At 63.8% G+C, this 14,862-nt stretch carries 16 protein-coding genes; 10 read left to right on the top strand and 6 right to left on the bottom strand.

What is annotated here, in order from left to right:
- Positions 1–19: 19 nt before the first annotated feature.
- Both AB7M33_RS25485 and argC read right to left on the bottom strand, forming a co-directional pair.
- Complete coding sequence (locus AB7M33_RS25485) at positions 20–706, bottom strand: GNAT family N-acetyltransferase (protein ID WP_027595391.1); 687 nt, start codon at positions 704–706, stop codon at positions 20–22.
- A gap of 80 nt (positions 707–786) precedes the next feature.
- Positions 787–1,728, bottom strand: coding sequence for an N-acetyl-gamma-glutamyl-phosphate reductase (argC, locus tag AB7M33_RS25480; RefSeq protein WP_454243933.1), 942 nt, complete (start codon positions 1,726–1,728; stop codon positions 787–789).
- Between the two features lie 103 nt (positions 1,729–1,831).
- Here argC and AB7M33_RS25475 point away from each other — a divergent pair, with 103 nt between their 5' ends.
- Positions 1,832–2,710, top strand: a complete 879-nt coding sequence (locus AB7M33_RS25475; RefSeq protein WP_099429069.1) for a LysR family transcriptional regulator — start codon at positions 1,832–1,834, stop codon at positions 2,708–2,710.
- Between the two features lie 53 nt (positions 2,711–2,763).
- Here the strand turns inward: AB7M33_RS25475 and AB7M33_RS25470 are convergent, their stop codons facing one another.
- Positions 2,764–3,414 (bottom strand): TIGR04211 family SH3 domain-containing protein, encoded by a 651-nt coding sequence (locus AB7M33_RS25470; protein ID WP_085274352.1) that lies wholly within the window; start codon positions 3,412–3,414, stop codon positions 2,764–2,766.
- A 243-nt stretch (positions 3,415–3,657) separates the two neighbouring features.
- Between AB7M33_RS25470 and AB7M33_RS25465 the strand changes: the two genes are divergently transcribed.
- From AB7M33_RS25465 to dddP, 5 genes are all read left to right on the top strand, one after another.
- Positions 3,658–4,137 (top strand): VOC family protein, encoded by a 480-nt coding sequence (locus tag AB7M33_RS25465; protein ID WP_454243932.1) that lies wholly within the window; start codon positions 3,658–3,660, stop codon positions 4,135–4,137.
- 394 nt (positions 4,138–4,531) lie between these two features.
- Complete coding sequence (locus AB7M33_RS25460; protein WP_454243931.1) at positions 4,532–5,410, top strand: quaternary amine ABC transporter ATP-binding protein; 879 nt, start codon at positions 4,532–4,534, stop codon at positions 5,408–5,410.
- A 19-nt stretch (positions 5,411–5,429) separates the two neighbouring features.
- Entirely contained in the window at positions 5,430–6,383 is a 954-nt protein-coding gene (proW, locus tag AB7M33_RS25455) for a glycine betaine/L-proline ABC transporter permease ProW (RefSeq protein ID WP_454243930.1), read from the top strand.
- Between the two features lie 56 nt (positions 6,384–6,439).
- A complete protein-coding gene (proX, locus tag AB7M33_RS25450) occupies positions 6,440–7,468 on the top strand; it encodes a glycine betaine/L-proline ABC transporter substrate-binding protein ProX (protein ID WP_238213105.1) in 1,029 nt (342 codons plus the stop codon).
- Positions 7,469–7,528: 60 nt separating this feature from the next.
- Positions 7,529–8,875 (top strand): dimethylsulfonioproprionate lyase DddP, encoded by a 1,347-nt coding sequence (gene dddP / locus AB7M33_RS25445; protein ID WP_238213107.1) that lies wholly within the window; start codon positions 7,529–7,531, stop codon positions 8,873–8,875.
- 51 nt (positions 8,876–8,926) lie between these two features.
- Here the strand turns inward: dddP and AB7M33_RS25440 are convergent, their stop codons facing one another.
- Positions 8,927–10,678 (bottom strand): BCCT family transporter, encoded by a 1,752-nt coding sequence (locus tag AB7M33_RS25440; protein WP_099429073.1) that lies wholly within the window; start codon positions 10,676–10,678, stop codon positions 8,927–8,929.
- A gap of 313 nt (positions 10,679–10,991) precedes the next feature.
- On the opposite strand from AB7M33_RS25440, the gene AB7M33_RS25435 reads away from it, so the two are divergent.
- From AB7M33_RS25435 to AB7M33_RS25420, 4 genes are all read left to right on the top strand, one after another.
- Positions 10,992–11,309 (top strand): hypothetical protein, encoded by a 318-nt coding sequence (locus tag AB7M33_RS25435; RefSeq protein WP_099429074.1) that lies wholly within the window; start codon positions 10,992–10,994, stop codon positions 11,307–11,309.
- Between the two features lie 20 nt (positions 11,310–11,329).
- Entirely contained in the window at positions 11,330–11,530 is a 201-nt protein-coding gene (locus AB7M33_RS25430) for a DUF1289 domain-containing protein (RefSeq protein WP_099429075.1), read from the top strand.
- Between the two features lie 55 nt (positions 11,531–11,585).
- Positions 11,586–12,227, top strand: a complete 642-nt coding sequence (locus AB7M33_RS25425) for a LysE family translocator (protein WP_099429076.1) — start codon at positions 11,586–11,588, stop codon at positions 12,225–12,227.
- Between the two features lie 192 nt (positions 12,228–12,419).
- Positions 12,420–13,235 (top strand): substrate-binding periplasmic protein, encoded by an 816-nt coding sequence (locus AB7M33_RS25420; protein WP_099429077.1) that lies wholly within the window; start codon positions 12,420–12,422, stop codon positions 13,233–13,235.
- Between the two features lie 3 nt (positions 13,236–13,238).
- Here AB7M33_RS25420 and AB7M33_RS25415 read toward each other — a convergent pair whose 3' ends face one another.
- On the bottom strand, positions 13,239–13,823 hold the full coding sequence (locus AB7M33_RS25415) for a nucleotidyltransferase family protein (protein ID WP_454243929.1): 585 nt from the start codon (positions 13,821–13,823) through the stop codon (positions 13,239–13,241).
- Complete coding sequence (locus AB7M33_RS25410; RefSeq protein ID WP_027593626.1) at positions 13,805–14,833, bottom strand: XdhC family protein; 1,029 nt, start codon at positions 14,831–14,833, stop codon at positions 13,805–13,807. Before AB7M33_RS25410 ends, AB7M33_RS25415 begins: the two co-directional genes overlap by 19 nt.
- Positions 14,834–14,862: the final 29 nt, after the last annotated feature.

Raw genomic sequence — 14,862 nt, 5'->3', positions numbered from 1 at the left:
GCCGTGCGGCCCCACAGCATCAGTGCACGGTCTTGCGCTGGCGAACACATTCCTGCGCTTGAATGGCCAACTGGTCCAAGCGCTCGTCGCGCAGCTGTTCGGCCTCGATCATCGCATCCTCGCCTTGCTGGTTGAGCAGGTAGGTGTGGATTTGATGCACCTCGGTGGTCTGGTAGATCGGCCCGATATCCAGCCGACCGATCAGCGCCTCGCTGGCGTGCCCGGTGCTGCTCATCAGCACCTGTGGCCCGTTGGCTGCCACCACCTGCATGCCCATCGCTTCGAACCACGGCACCTGGCCGGCAAAGGTGTTCAGCTCGACATAGGCATGTTGCGCCTGCAGGTCACCTAACAGTGCGCGGGCGATGCCTTGGCGGCGATGGCTGGCGCGCACGGCAAGAAATGCCAGTGCGCAGGTTTGCGCATCATCATCGGCCGGCAACGCCAGGGCGAAACCGAGCAGTTGGTCCGGGGCATCGGCGTCCAGCGCCAGGGTCAGCGTCACCGACAGGCCGCGTTTACCGTCCATGGCCTGCAAGTACTGGTGCACTTCCATGCCGACGCCGTACTGGTACAGCGGATACAGCGGGTTGTCGGCAAGAATGGCGACGCTGCTCAATTCGCCGACGTGATGGATCACCAGCTCACGGATCTGGTTCTGGAAAGACTCGGGCGGCACGCTGTCAAGGCGGCTCAGGATGAACATCGGGGGGAAGGCTCCAGCGGCTAGGAATACAACCCGCGCCATGCTGACGCGGGACGTACAGTTTAACCGGTTTTGCCCAATCAGCCTTGCGCCTGTAGCGCGGCGAGCATCAGGTCGAGGTTTTGTACCGCCGCCCCGGACGCGCCTTTGCCCAGGTTATCGAATACAGCGGTCAGCAGCACCTGGCCATGCGCCGGGTTGGCGTACAGCGCCAGGCGCAGGTCGTTGCTGTCGTTCAACGCTTCGGGGTCGAGTGCTGCAGCCGGGCCTTGCTGGTGCAGGGGCATCACCTGAACGTGGCGAGCCCCTTGGTAGTGCTGTTCCAAGCAGGCCTGCAGGTGTTCGGCGCTGACCTGGCCGGGCAGCAGGCGCAACTGCAGCGGGATGCTGAGCACGATGCCCTGGCGATAGGCGCCGTAACCAGGCATGAACACCGGCCGTGCCGACAGCCCGGCGTGTTGCTGGATTTCCGGTACATGCTTGTGTGCCAGTTCCAGGCCATACAGCTGCAGGGTTGGGGTGTTCTCGGCACTCGGCTGCTCATGGCGTTCGACCGCGGCGCGGCCGCCGCCGGAGTACCCCGAGATGGCGTGAATGCTCAGCGGGTAATCCGCTGGCAGCAACCCGGCGGTGATCAGCGGGCGCAGCAGGGCAATCGCGCCGGTGGGGTAGCAGCCGGGGTTGCTGACGCGTGTGCTGTGGGCGATGCGCTCGGCTTGCTGCGCGTCCAGTTCCGGCAGGCCATAGACCCAGCCGGGGCTGGTGCGGTGGGCGGAGCTGGCGTCGATGACCCGAACGTGCGGGTTGTGGATTGCCGTGACGGCCTCGCGGGCGGCGTCATCGGGCAGGCAGAGCACAGCGATGTCGGCGCTGTTGATGGCTTCGGCGCGGCGCTGCGGGTCTTTACGCTCGGCCTCGGGCAGGGTCAGCAGGCGCACATCATTGCGCCCGTGCAGGCGGGCGTGAATCTGCAGGCCAGTGGTGCCTTGGTCACCGTCGATAAAAACAACAGGGGTATGCATGGTCGAGGTCCGGTCAGGGGAGGGTGGCCTATGCTCGCCCGCGGCTGGACTAAAGGAAATTTGAATATCATGATGCTGATGTTCATTATTTCTGAAGCTAGTCATGCGCGAAATCAGCCTCGACCGCCTCCGCACGCTGGTCGAAATCACCGACCTCGGCTCGTTTGCCGAGGCCGCTCGCCGGCTCAACCTGGCCCCACCCACCATCAGCCTGCATGTGGCCGAGCTGGAGGCACGGGTCGGCGCGCCGTTGCTCACCCGCAACCGTGGGCAGGTACGGCCTACGGCCATCGGCGAGACGCTGCTGGCCCGAGCCCGTCGCTTGCTGGCCGATGCCGACCTGGCGCTGGACGAGGTGCGCCGTCAGGTCGAGGGGCTGACTGGCAGGGTCCGCCTGGGGGCTTCGACTGGCGCCATTGCCCACCTGTTGCCCAAAGCGCTCGAGTACCTGCGCGAAGTGCATCCGGGGATCGATGTGCAGGTGCAGGTGCTGACCTCGCAGGCGTCGCTAGCGCGGTTGCGCGAAGGGGCCTTGGACATTGGCCTGGTGGCCTTGCCGCAAGTGGCAGGCAAAGGGCTCAAGATCACCCCGTGGCGACGCGATCCGATCTTGGCCTATGTGCCGGCCGACTGGCAGCCGCCGGCCAAGGTGACTCCGGCATGGTTGGCGCAGCGGGCGTTGATTCTCAATGACAGCAGCACGCAGTTGTCGCGGGTGACGGGGGAATGGTTCGCTGCGGCGGGGTTGTTCCCCGAGCCGCGCATCGAGCTGAACTACAACGATGCGATTAAAAGCCTGGTGGGGGCCGGCTACGGCGCGACATTGCTGCCGCAGGAGGGCGAGGCGCCCGAGCTGGACCGGCGGATTGCCCGACGACCGTTGCGTCCGGGGTTGTGGCGGCAACTGGGCATCGCCTGCCGTGAAGGGCAGGCTGAACGTGCCACAGCGCATGTGCTGGAGGCTTTGGAGCGGCTGTTGTAGGGGGCGGGTGCATGCCTCCTGGCGCCCGCCTCAAGCCCCTGATGCACCCCTAATCAGAACCAGCGGTCATTCTTCTTCCGCCCACGCGTCAGCGCCGGCAAGATCAACCCCATCAGCAGGCCCGCGCCTGCAATACTGCCGCCGTACACCATATAGCGCATCATCACCTGCTTGTTCTCATCCCCCAAGCGGGCCTGGGTATCGCGCAAGGTCGACTGGCTCTGGTCGAGCTGTTCGTTCAGCGCTTTGTTGCGCGCTTCCAGTTCGTCGATCAGGTGCTTGCGCGAGTCCAGTGTCTCTTGCATGCCCTGCACGCGGTTTTTCCAGCTGTCATCGATGCTCTTGAGCTGCCCGGACAGGTCGGCGACCTGGGCATCGAGCTGCGGCAGGCGTTCGCCCTGGCCTGGCACCGCCTGCAGGTCGCTGCTGAGGATCCACACCAGGTCGCCATTCTGCCCACGCACCTGGCTGTAGTTGCCTTGGGTGGTGACCAGCGTCAGTTTCTGGCCGGACTTGAGGGTGCCGACAATTCGGTGGCCATCGGTCGGGCCGCTGCGCACGTAGGTGCTCAGGCTGTCGCTGACCCAGCGCGCATCGCTGGCAGGCTCCTCGGCATGCACCGGGGCGGCGAGGGCCACCAGGGCTGCGATCAGGCCGCCGCGCAGGGCTGGGAGGGCGGAGAATGTGGGGCGGGATTCGGGCATGTTGGTCTTCGCTGAAACAGGACAAAAGTAGGCCCGCTGACTGGGCCGGTGAACCGGTCGGTGAGTTGACCGTCAGCGAAAGACCTTTTTTATGTAAGCAGGTTCACTACCTAACGTCGGAAATGTCTGCAGAATGTTGCAAAGACCGGCCGTCCTGAAGGCGAATACCGGGCCATGCAGCGGCGCCGACGGCAAGGCCGTGAACTAGACTCAAAGGCCCACTCTCATTCATGGAGCCCTGCCATGACTGCCAAAAACACGATCTGCCTGTGGTACGACCATGACGCCGAAGAGGCGGCCAACTTCTACGCTCGCACCTTCCCCGACAGCCGGGTAGTGGCGGTGCACCAAGCCCCTAGCGACTACCCGTCGGGCAAGCAAGGCGATGTGATTACTGTCGAGTTCATCGTCATGGGTATCCCTTGCGTTGGGCTCAATGGGGGCAAGGCCTTTAGCCATAGCGAGGCGTTCTCGTTTCAGGTCAGCACCGAGGACCAGGCCGAGACCGACCGGTTGTGGGATGCCATCGTCAGCCATGGCGGCGAGGCCAGCGTCTGTGGCTGGTGCAAGGACAAGTGGGGGCTGTCGTGGCAAATCTGCCCACGCATCCTGATCGAGGCCATTGCCAATCCCGACCGGGCTGCTGCCAAGCGGACGTTCGAGGCCATGATGGAAATGGGCAAGATCGATGTCGCCAAGATTGAGGCAGCATTGAAGGGGTGACCCACTTACCCGGTAGGAGCAGCCTTGTGCTGCGAAGAGGCCGGTGATAACACTAAAGATTCACTGTGTTATCACCGGCCTCTTCGCAGCACAAGGCTGCTCCTACAGTCCCTATGCCGTGGCAAGCCCTGGGCCCCGGCATACCATAAATTGACGCTTCCGTTCTATTCCATGCCGATCGCCAGGGCTACAGTTCAGCCAGTCCTTCACAAAAGCCCGCTACCCCGAGGCTTTACCAGCGTGCCACGCACCGCTGGCTCAACCATAAGATCATCACCGTTCTGATTCGCTCACTGCTTTTTGAGCACCCTGCCAATCGCACGTCTGCAGCTGTTTCCGCCCATGGAAAGGATGCCGATCATTTATTGGTCATAACAAAAACAAAGAGGGTCGTATGAGCCATGCCGATGAGATTCTTTCGGTAAACAACATCTTCAAAGTGTTCGGCCCCAACCCGAACATGGCCATGGAGATGCTCCGCAAGGGCGCCGACAAGAACGAAATCTTCAGCAAGACCGGCCACGTCGTCGGCGTGTTCGATGCAAGCTTTTCCGTCAAACGTGGCGAGATCTTCGTCATCATGGGCCTGTCGGGCTCGGGCAAGTCGACCATGGTGCGGCTGTTCAACCGCCTGATCGAACCCACCGCCGGCAGCATCCACCTCAACGGCCGCGAAATCACCGGCCTGTCCGATAAAGCCCTGCTCGATGTGCGCCGCAAGGAAATGGGCATGGTGTTCCAGTCCTTCGCCCTGATGCCGCACATGAGCGTGCTGCAGAACACCGCCTTCGGCCTGGAAATCGCCGGCGTTGCCGAGGCCGAACGCCACCGCCGTGCCCGCGAGGCGCTGGGCCAGGTCGGCCTGGCCGGCCACGAGCACAGCTACCCGCACCAGCTGTCCGGCGGCATGCAGCAGCGCGTGGGCCTGGCCCGGGCGCTGGCCAACGACCCGACCATCCTGTTGATGGACGAAGCCTTCTCGGCCCTCGACCCGCTGATCCGCAACGAGATGCAGGGCGAGCTGATGCGCCTGCAGGCCGAGCAGCAGCGCACCATCATCTTCATTTCCCACGACATCGAGGAAGCCATCCGCATCGGCCATCGCATCGCGATCATGGAGGGCGGCCGGGTGGTGCAAATCGGCACCCCGCAGCAGCTGATCAACCAGCCGGCCAACGATTACGTGCGCGCGTTCTTCAAGACCTTCAACAGCCGCTGCCAGTGTTCCAGCCTGGCCAACAGCACGCCGTTGCAGTCCCTGAGCCGCCACTGACCCCCGCGAGGTTTGCCCCATGTCCGAATTCAGCCTGCTCGACCCGTTCCAGGCGGCCACCATCCCCCTGGGCGACTGGGTCACCGCTACCCTCAACTTCCTCGTGCACAACTTCCGTGAGGTGTTTCGCGCCATCCGCTGGCCGATCGACCAGGTGCTCAACGGCATCGAGTTCACCCTGCAGAGCATCCCGCCCACCATTGGCATCCTGCTGTCGTCCTTGCTCGGCTGGCAGCTGGCGGGCAAGCGCATGGCGCTGCTGTGCTTCGTCACCCTGACCTTGCTGGGGCTGATCGGCGTGTGGTCGGAGTCGATGACCACCCTGGCGCTGGTGCTCACTTCGGTGTTTTTCTGCGCGGTGATCGGCATCCCGCTGGGCATTGTCTGCGCCCGCAGCAACCGCCTGGAAAGCATTATCCGCCCCGTGCTCGATGCGATGCAGACGCTGCCGGCGTTCGTCTACCTGGTGCCGGTGGTGATGCTATTCGGCATCGGCAACGTGCCGGGCGTGCTGGTGACCATCGTGTTTGCCCTGCCGCCGCTGGTGCGCCTGACCAACCTGGGCATCCGCCAGGTGCCGGAAGACAAGATCGAAGCGGCCCGCGCCTTTGGCTGCACGCCGCACCAGATGCTGACCCGCGTGCAGCTGCCGCTGGCCACCGCGACCATCATGGCCGGGCTCAACCAGACCCTGATGCTGTCGCTGTCGATGGTGGTGATCGCTTCGATGATCTCGGTCGGCGGCCTGGGCCAGATGGTGCTGCGCGGCATCGGCCGGCTGGACATGGGCCTGGCTACCGTCGGGGGCATGGGGCTGGTGCTGTTGGCGATCTTCCTCGACCGCCTGACCCAAGCCATGGGCGCGCGCACCAATGCCGACCCGAGCCTGCGATGGTACCACACCGGCCCGGTGGGCCTGGTGCTGCGCCTATGTGGCGCGGCGCAACCACAAGGGCAGCGCAAGGCCGCCTGAAACACCGCGTTCTATCTGCCGCAACCCTCGACAACAACCCGAAAAGGTACGCGAAGATGTACGAGTCCCCGTTCACCCGTCGTTTGCTTCAGTGCGCTTGTGCCATGGCGCTTTCCGTGACGTGCCTGGGCGCCAGCGCCTCCACCGACAAGCCAGGGGAGGGGGTGAAGATAACCCCGTCGTTCCCTTCGGTGGATGAAGAACGCTTCCGCGGCGAAATCGCCATGCAGGGCCTGCGCGAATTGGGCTACAACGTGCAGAAACCCAAGGAAACCGAATACGCCACGATGATTCTGGCAGTCGGTTACGGCGACGCCGACTTCAGCGTCAACCTGTGGGACAAGCTGCACGCCAGCTTCTACGAGAAGGCCGGCGGCGACCAGAACATGGTCAAGGCTGGCGATATCATGCCTGGCGTGTTGCAGGGCTACCTGATCGACAAGAAAACCGCCGATCAATACAACATCAAGTACATCACCGACCTGAAGAAGCCCGAGCTGGCCAAGCTGTTCGACACCGACGGCGATGGCAAGGCCGACCTGACCGGTTGCAACCCCGGCTGGGGCTGTGAACTGGTCATCGCCCACCACATGAAGGCCTATGACCTGGACAAGACCGTGCACGTCAACCAAGGGTCGTATTTCGCCTTGATGGCCGACACCATCACCCGCTTCAAGGAAGGCAAACCGGTGCTCTATTACACCTGGGTACCCCAGTGGGTGGCCGGGGTGATGGTGGAGGGGCGCGACGTGGTGTGGCTGCAAGTGCCCAACACCGATTTGCCGGGCGGCGGCAACAGCGTCGATACCACGTTCGAGGGCAAGAACCTGGGCTTTGCGGTGGACAAGGTCGAAGCGGTGCTCAACCGAGGGTTCGCCGACAAGAACCCGGCGGCACTGAAGTTTCTGTCGCTGGTGCAGATCAGCGCGGCGGACGAGAGCGCGCAGAACCTCAAGATGCAGAACGGCGAGAAGAACCTGAGCGACATTCAGCGCCACGCCCAGGCGTGGATTGCAGCGCATCGTCAGCAGTTTGATCAATGGCTGCAGGCCGCGCGAGCGACGGCGGTGCAAGCCAGCAACTAGCGGCGCCACCTTGCAGGTGGGTGATTCTTCCAACACTACGATCAAGGAAGCCCTCGCACCATGATGACTTCGCCGTTCTCGATCCCCGCCCAGTCACGCCGTATCGACCCGTCGCGCCAGCGTGCTGCCGCGCTCAGGGCCGACGGCTCGGTCGATGACAACGACCGCAGCGAAATCGGCCCGACCCCTTTGGCGTTCGCCGAGTGGGCCGCGCTCGGCCTGCAGGTGCCGCAGTTGGCGACGATGCGTGAGTACCGCCTGCAACGCATCTGCGAGCAGCTCGTGGCCCGTGACCTCGGCGGCATTCTGCTATTCGATCCGTTGAACATCCGCTACGCCACCGACAGCACCAACATGCAGCTGTGGACCACCCACAACCCCGCCCGTGCCTGTTTCGTCGCTGCCAGCGGGCATGTGGTGCTGTGGGATTTTCATGGCTGCGACCACCTCTCGGCACACCTGCCTTTGGTGCGTGAGCTGCGCAGTGGCGCGTCGTTCTTCTACTTCGAAACGGGCGAGCGTACCGACGAACATGCCCGGCGTTTTTGTGCCCAGGTCGACGAACTGCTACGAACCCATGCCGGCGACAACCGCCGCTTGGCCGTGGACCGCATCGAGGTTGCCGGCCTGCGAGCCCTGGACGCCTTGGGCGTGCAGGTGCACAACGGCCAGGCGGTGACCGAGTTCGCGCGTTTGATCAAGGGCCCCGATGAAATCCTCGCCATGCGCTGCGCGGTGGCTTCCTGTGAAGCTGCCATCGCCGAAATGCGCCAGGCCATGCGCGCCGGGGTAACCGAGAACGACGTCTGGGCGGCATTGCACAGCGGCAATATCCGCCGTGGCGGCGAGTGGATCGAAACCCGCATCCTCAGCTCCGGCCCGCGTACCAACCCGTGGTATCAGGAGTCCGGCCCACGGGTGCTGAGCGACGGCGACCTGCTGTCGTTCGACACCGACCTGATCGGCGTGTACGGCTTTTGCGTCGACATGTCGCGCAGCTGGATGTGTGGCGGGCTTGAGCCGACGGCCGAGCAAAAACGCCTGTATCGAATCGCCCATGAGCACATCCAGGTCAACGCCGACATGGTCAAGCCTGGCGTGCGCTTCTCCGAGCTCACTCGTAACGGGCATCGCCTGCCAGAAAGCTGCCGTGCCCAGCGTTATGGGGTGATGTTCCATGGGGTGGGGCTGTGCGACGAGTATCCCTGCATTCGTTACCCGGAAGACTTCGACGCCTACGGTTACGAAGGGGAACTGCAGCCTGGCATGGCGCTGTGCGTAGAGGCCTATGTGGGGGAGGTAGGAGGGCGTGACGGGATAAAACTGGAGAACCAGCTGCTGGTGACGGAGACGGGGTATGAAGTGCTGACCCATTACCCGTTCGAAGACAGTTTTCTCGCCGAGTGACTGAAGCGGCCCGGGCCCGCTTGGCGGCCCCGGGTTGTTGCAGCGTAGGGGTTATCCGTTCAGCTCGGCGTCGGCCAGGGGTTGCGCCTGCTTGCTCGCGGACTTCTTCTCCTGCACCACGATGTAGAACTCCTCGCCGTGTTTCACCGCGCCATACAGCACGGCCTTTTCGATCAGCTCAGTGCCACGCAGGTGGCGCAGCATCATCGGGTCCTTGCGCAGGTCGCGGTACAGCGCCAGGCACAGCAGCACCATCACTACGACAAAGGGTAGTGCCACCACGATGGTCAGGTTCTGCAGCCCGGTTAGCGCTTCGCCGGGGTCGCGTGGGTCGCCGATCGCCAGCATGATCGCCGCCACCGTGCCGGTCAGTGCCCCCCAGAAGATCACGGTGCGCCGTGATGGCGTGGTGGTGCCGTGCTCCGACAGGGTACCCATGACCAGCGATGCGGCATCGGCACCGGAGACGAAGAAGATACCCACCAGGATCATCACCAGTACCGAGGTCACCGAGGCCAGCGGGTAGCTGTCCAGCAACTGATAAAGGGCATGGTTGCTGTTCACGGCGCCATTGACCAGTGCGAAGCTGCCTTCGCGCAGGGCGTCGATGGCGGCACCGCCGAAGATGGTGAACCACACCAGGCTGACCAGGCTCGGTACCAGCAGCACGCCGGTGACGAATTGGCGGATGGTGCGGCCGCGGCTGATGCGGGCAATGAACATGCCGACGAAAGGCGTCCAGGAGATCCACCAAGCCCAGTAGAACACTGTCCAGCCGGCCAGCCAGCTGTCCATCTGCTCACCACCGCTGGCGTTGGTGCGGGCCATCATCTCTGGCAGCATCTTGATGTAGATGCCGATGGAGGTGGGCAGCAGGTTGAGCATCAACAGCGTCGGGCCAACCAGGAACACAAACACCGCCAGCACCAGCGCCAGCACCATGTTGGTGTTGGACAGCCACTGGATGCCTTTGCCGATGCCAGAGACCGCAGAGGTGACGAAGGCGATGGTCAGCAGGGTGATGATCGAGATGTAGAACAGCTTGCCGGGGCTCTCGATCCAGCCGTTGTATTCCAGGCCACCGGCGATCTGCAGGGCGCCAAGGCCGAGCGAGGCGGCAGAGCCGAACAAGGTGGCGAAGATCGCCATCATGTCGATCACACGGCCAATCGGGCCGTTGGCGTGTTTACCGATCAGGGGCCGGAAGGCAGTGGAAATCAGCTGCGAGCGACCGCGTCGGAAGGTGCCGTAAGCGATCACCAGGCCAACGATGGCATACATGGCCCAGGGGTGCAGGGTCCAGTGGAACAGGGTGGTGGCCATGGCCACCTGCATGGCTTCGCTCGATTGCCCGGTGGCCGAGCCGGGAGGCGGCGACACGTAATGCGACAAGGGTTCGGCAACGCCGAAGAACATCAGGCCGATGCCCATGCCGGCGCTGAACATCATGGCCACCCAGGAAACCGTGCGGAACTCTGGCGCTTCGCCATCACGCCCTAGCGGAATTCTGCCGTAGCGGCTGGCGGCCAGCCACAGCACGAAGATGACGAACACGGTCGAAGTAAGTACGAAAAACCAGCCAAAGTTGAGAATGACCCAGGATTGTGCCGAGGACGCGCTGGCGGCCAGGCTGGCCTGGCTGATGAAGCCCCAGATGACGAAGCCGATGGCCAGGATGCTGGTGATGCCAAAGACGATCCAGTCGATCTTGCCCTCGAGGTGCCGGTCCTGGCGCGCTTCTGCAGTCTTCGAGGGGTCCGTCACGCCAAGGTCGAGCGTTTCGGTGATGTGTTCCTTTGCCATGAATGGTGTTGCCCCTTTGTGGCTTACCTGCGCGTGCAGGCTTGTTGTTGTGGGCTGCCGGGGTCGATGACGGTCTCGGCGGGGGAGTCTTGCCGGGCCGATTATCCTGTGCGAGTCACAGCGCTTCCTGTCCCGAATGCGCCGTGGGGCATCCATTGAACGACCTGTTTAATACTTTTAGTTCCGGGGGCGATGGCCCTATTTGTCCCGCGTTCTGGTACCCTGATGGGCATTACCCTGGCCCGCACTCCCGAGCACCGTAGAAGCGGCGCTGCCTGCGAGCCTGGCCTTATCAGGAAACGGAGATTCGTCAATGGCCACTGACCGTGTGAGCCTGATTCATTTCGATAAATTGAGCATGAGCCCTGCCGCTGCCCAACGGTTCCAGACTGCCCTCGATGCCCTGGAAACACTCAAGCTGCAGGACCGGTACGTGTACCTCGTTGCTCCTTATCTGGGTGATATCGCCGACGCCTCTGACCGTGAGCAACTGAAAACTGCCGAGGCACAGTGCGTTCGCGTAGTGGATGAACTGTTGGCCGCCAAGTCGATTACCAAGGCCAAGTCCGAAGAGCTTCGCAAAGTCTTTGAAGAAGCCGCCGAACGTGTGCGCGCTGAAATGCCGGCCTGAATGTTGGTCTTGAGCGTGTAATGGCCAAAGACATCGACAACCCCTGCGTCTCGCTTTGCCAGCTCAACAGCGAGCTGTGCGTAAGCTGTGGCCGCTCCCGTGAAGAAATCCGCAAGTGGCGCGGCATGAAGCGCCCTGAGAAAATGGCCACCGTGCAGCGCGCGGCCACGCGGATGAAGGCCATCGTCAAGAAGAACGCGAAGCGGCAGAATACCGACTGACCGTTGTCTACTGCGTCAACACTCAACTCTCTGAACGTTAAATCGAGCCTGGAAAATGGATTCTCACTCGCTTCTTGCCTTTACCTTGGTCGCTGCGATCGCCATCGCCAGCCCTGGCCCTGCAACGCTGATGGCGATCAACAACAGCCTGGCCCACGGGCAGCGCAGCGCTGTCTGGTCCTCGCTGGGCAATGGTTCGGGGCTGTTCTGCCTGTCGGCAGCGGCCATGCTCGGGCTGGGCGCCTTGTTGGCCAGCTCTGAAGTCCTTTTCAATGCGGTCAAGATCATCGGTGCCGCGTACCTGTTCTACCTCGGCGCACGGCAGTTGTTGAAGAAAGGCCCGATGCTCGAGGCGGGGGCTGACGCCGGGGTGGCCAAGCAACGCCCGACGCCGATGAAGCTGTACAAATCGGCGTTCCTGACGGCGGTGACCAACCCCAAGGCGACCATGTTCTTCACGGCGCTGTTCCCGCAGTTCATCGATCAGGGTGCAGCGTTGCTGCCGCAGTTCCTGATCCTGACCGGGATCTTTGTCGCCTTGTCGCTCGTTTCGCTGACCCTGTACGCCGCGCTGGCCTCGCGTGCCAAGGGCGTGTTGACCCGGCCCAGCCTTTCGCGCTGGGTGAGCCGGGTGGTGGGGACGACCTTCATTGGCTTCGGTGCGGCCATTTTGACGATGCGTCGTCAGTCGGCTTAAGCCATTCGGGGCTTACTGGCGACGCGCAGTGGCCCCGTCAACCTGCCTGCGCAACAAATCCCTGCCGCCTAGCCATTGTTGAGCCAGACTGTCTACACCACGCGAAGCCAGATGCTGCAGTCCTCCACGGGATGTGGCAGCCTTTGGCGACCACGCCGGGTCGCCGGGTGCCACTTGTGCCGAGGGTTGTAGATGATCGAGCGTTGCGTTCGCCACGCCTTGCTGTTGTTGTGCGGGTCCCTGCTACCGATGGGCGCGGGTGCGCAGGCGGCATGCCAGCACCTGACGGCCACTGGCAACCCTGAATACCCCCCGTACCTGTGGCGTGACCCACACAACCCTCAGCAGTTGATCGGTGCCAATGCCGACTTGCTCAAGCACTTGGGCAAGCAACTCGGGCTGGAGGTGGAGGTGGTCTATGGCGGGCCTTGGTCGCGTGCCCAGGAGGAAGTGCGCACGGGCCGTATCGACCTGCTGGCCGGGTATTTTCTGACCCAAGCGCGCACCCACCTGATGGACTTCATAAGCCCCGCGTTCCTGCACACGCCCAGCGTGGTCTGGGTGCGCCAGCAAGGGGCCTTTGCCTATCAGCAATGGGCGGACCTGCAAGGCCGTAAAGGCGGGACGCTGGTCAATAACAGCCATGGCCAGCAGTTCGATGACTATGCCAGGGCCAACCTCACGCTCGAAGCGGTGCCCAGCGCTAAGCAGGCCTTCGAGAAACTGTTGCTCAAACGCAGCGACTACGTGGTCTTCGAGCAGTACCCCGGCATGGCATTGGCGCAGACGCTGGGCATGCAGGACAAGCTGCAGGTGCTGGACCCGCCCGTGTCCAGCGAAGGCTTGTACCTGGCGGTGTCACATCAGTCGCCCTGCAATCAGCCGCAGTTGCGCGAAGCGCTGACGCGGGAGATGACCCAGGTCGTGTCCAGCACGTTGCCGGAGCAATTACTGCGGCAGAACCTGGCACGTTGGCAGCAACAGCAGTCGCAAGGGCTCGCTCACTGACCCTCACATCGACGTCAGGGCTTGCGGCACGTCAACGTCCAGCACTACCCCAGCATCGTCGACGGCTACGCTGGCACACGCCTGCGGATTGTCCAGGATGACCTGCCTGCCGCCCTGGTCGCCGTGCAACTGCGCCAGTGCCGGCCAGAAGGCACGGCCGAAGACCACCGGGTGCCCGCGCTGGCCCTGGTACAGCGGCAGCACGATACGTGTAGCGCTGGCCTGCTCGCACAACGTGTGCAAGGTACGCGGAGCGATCCACGGCATATCCGCCAACATCACCGCCACCGCCTGGGCCGGGGTCTGCAACAGGGCGGTTACCCCCGCTGCCAGGCTGGCGCCCATGCCATGCTCGGCCTGGTCGGCCCATACGATCCGGGCACGCGGGTCGATGCCCAGTTGTTGCGCGTTGTCGCCCGGGCGCAGCACGATGTGCACCACGGCGAATTGCTCGAATGCACGCGCCAGCGTCGCTGCCAGCAGCGTCTGCCCCGAAGGCAGCCGTGCCAGGCGTTTGTCGCTGCCAAAACGCTGCGCTCGCCCAGCCGCCAGCACCAGCGCGGCGCAGGTCATGGGGTGTGCAGGCACGCCTCGGCCTCCCGCGCAAGCTTGGCCTTGGTCACGTTGACCGCGCCAGGCAGGCTCACGTCGTTCTTGGCGGCAAGGATCTCGGCCATGACGCTGACGGCGATTTCGGCCGGGGTCTTGCTGCCGATGTAGATGCCGATAGGGCCGTGCAGGCGCTGGAGGCTGGCTTCGGTCTCGCCGAAGTGCTCGATCAGGCGCTCGCGGCGCAGCTGGCTGTTGCGCCGGGAGCCGATGGCGCCGATGTAGAACGCCGGGCTGTGCAGGGCTTCGAGCAATGCCAGGTCGTCGAGCTTGGGGTCGTGGCTGAGGGCGACGACGGCGCTGCGCAGGTCGGGGGCGAAGGCGCGAACCACGTCGTCCGGCATCCCGGCCAGCTTCACCACGCCTTCGACGCTCCAGCCGCCCATGTACTCGGGCCGAGGGTCGCACACCGACACCGTGAAGCCGTTGAACAGGGCCATGGTCGCCAAGTATTCGGCCAGCGCGCCGGCGCCGATCAGCAGCACGCGGTAGCCAGGGCCGAGGGTGCTGAGCATGCGCTGGCCGTCGAAGCTGAACTGATCCGGTGTGGCGCTGGCCGTAAGCGTGGCTGCGCCGCTGCGCACATCCAGCTCGCGGCGTATCAGGCTACCGCTGTCCAGGCCGGCCAGCAGTTGCGCCAGGTGTGCTGCCGATGGCTCGAACTCGAGGATCAGTTGCAGGGTGCCGCCGCAGGGCAAGCCGAAACGGTGGGCGTCCTCGGCGCTGACGCCGTAGCGAACCACCTCCGGCAGCCCGGTCTGCATGCCGGGGCCGCCATAGGCGGTGGTGTAGCGGTGGATGAGATCGTCCTCGATGCAGCCACCGGACACGCTGCCGACCACGCGACCGTCGCTGCGCAGGGCCATCATCGAACCGACCGGGCGAGGGGAGGAGCCCCAGGTGCGGGCTACGGTGGCCAGCAGGACGCGTTCACCGCTGGCAAGCCAGTCACGGGCGGTGCGCAATACCAGCAGGTCGATGCTTTCCATTCTCATTCTCCAAAGCGTAATACCTGTGC

This window comes from Pseudomonas sp. Y3 TE3536, from assembly GCF_053629175.1.
Note: the sequence above shows the minus strand (reverse complement) of the source record. Positions and strands in the feature narration are given on the sequence as shown.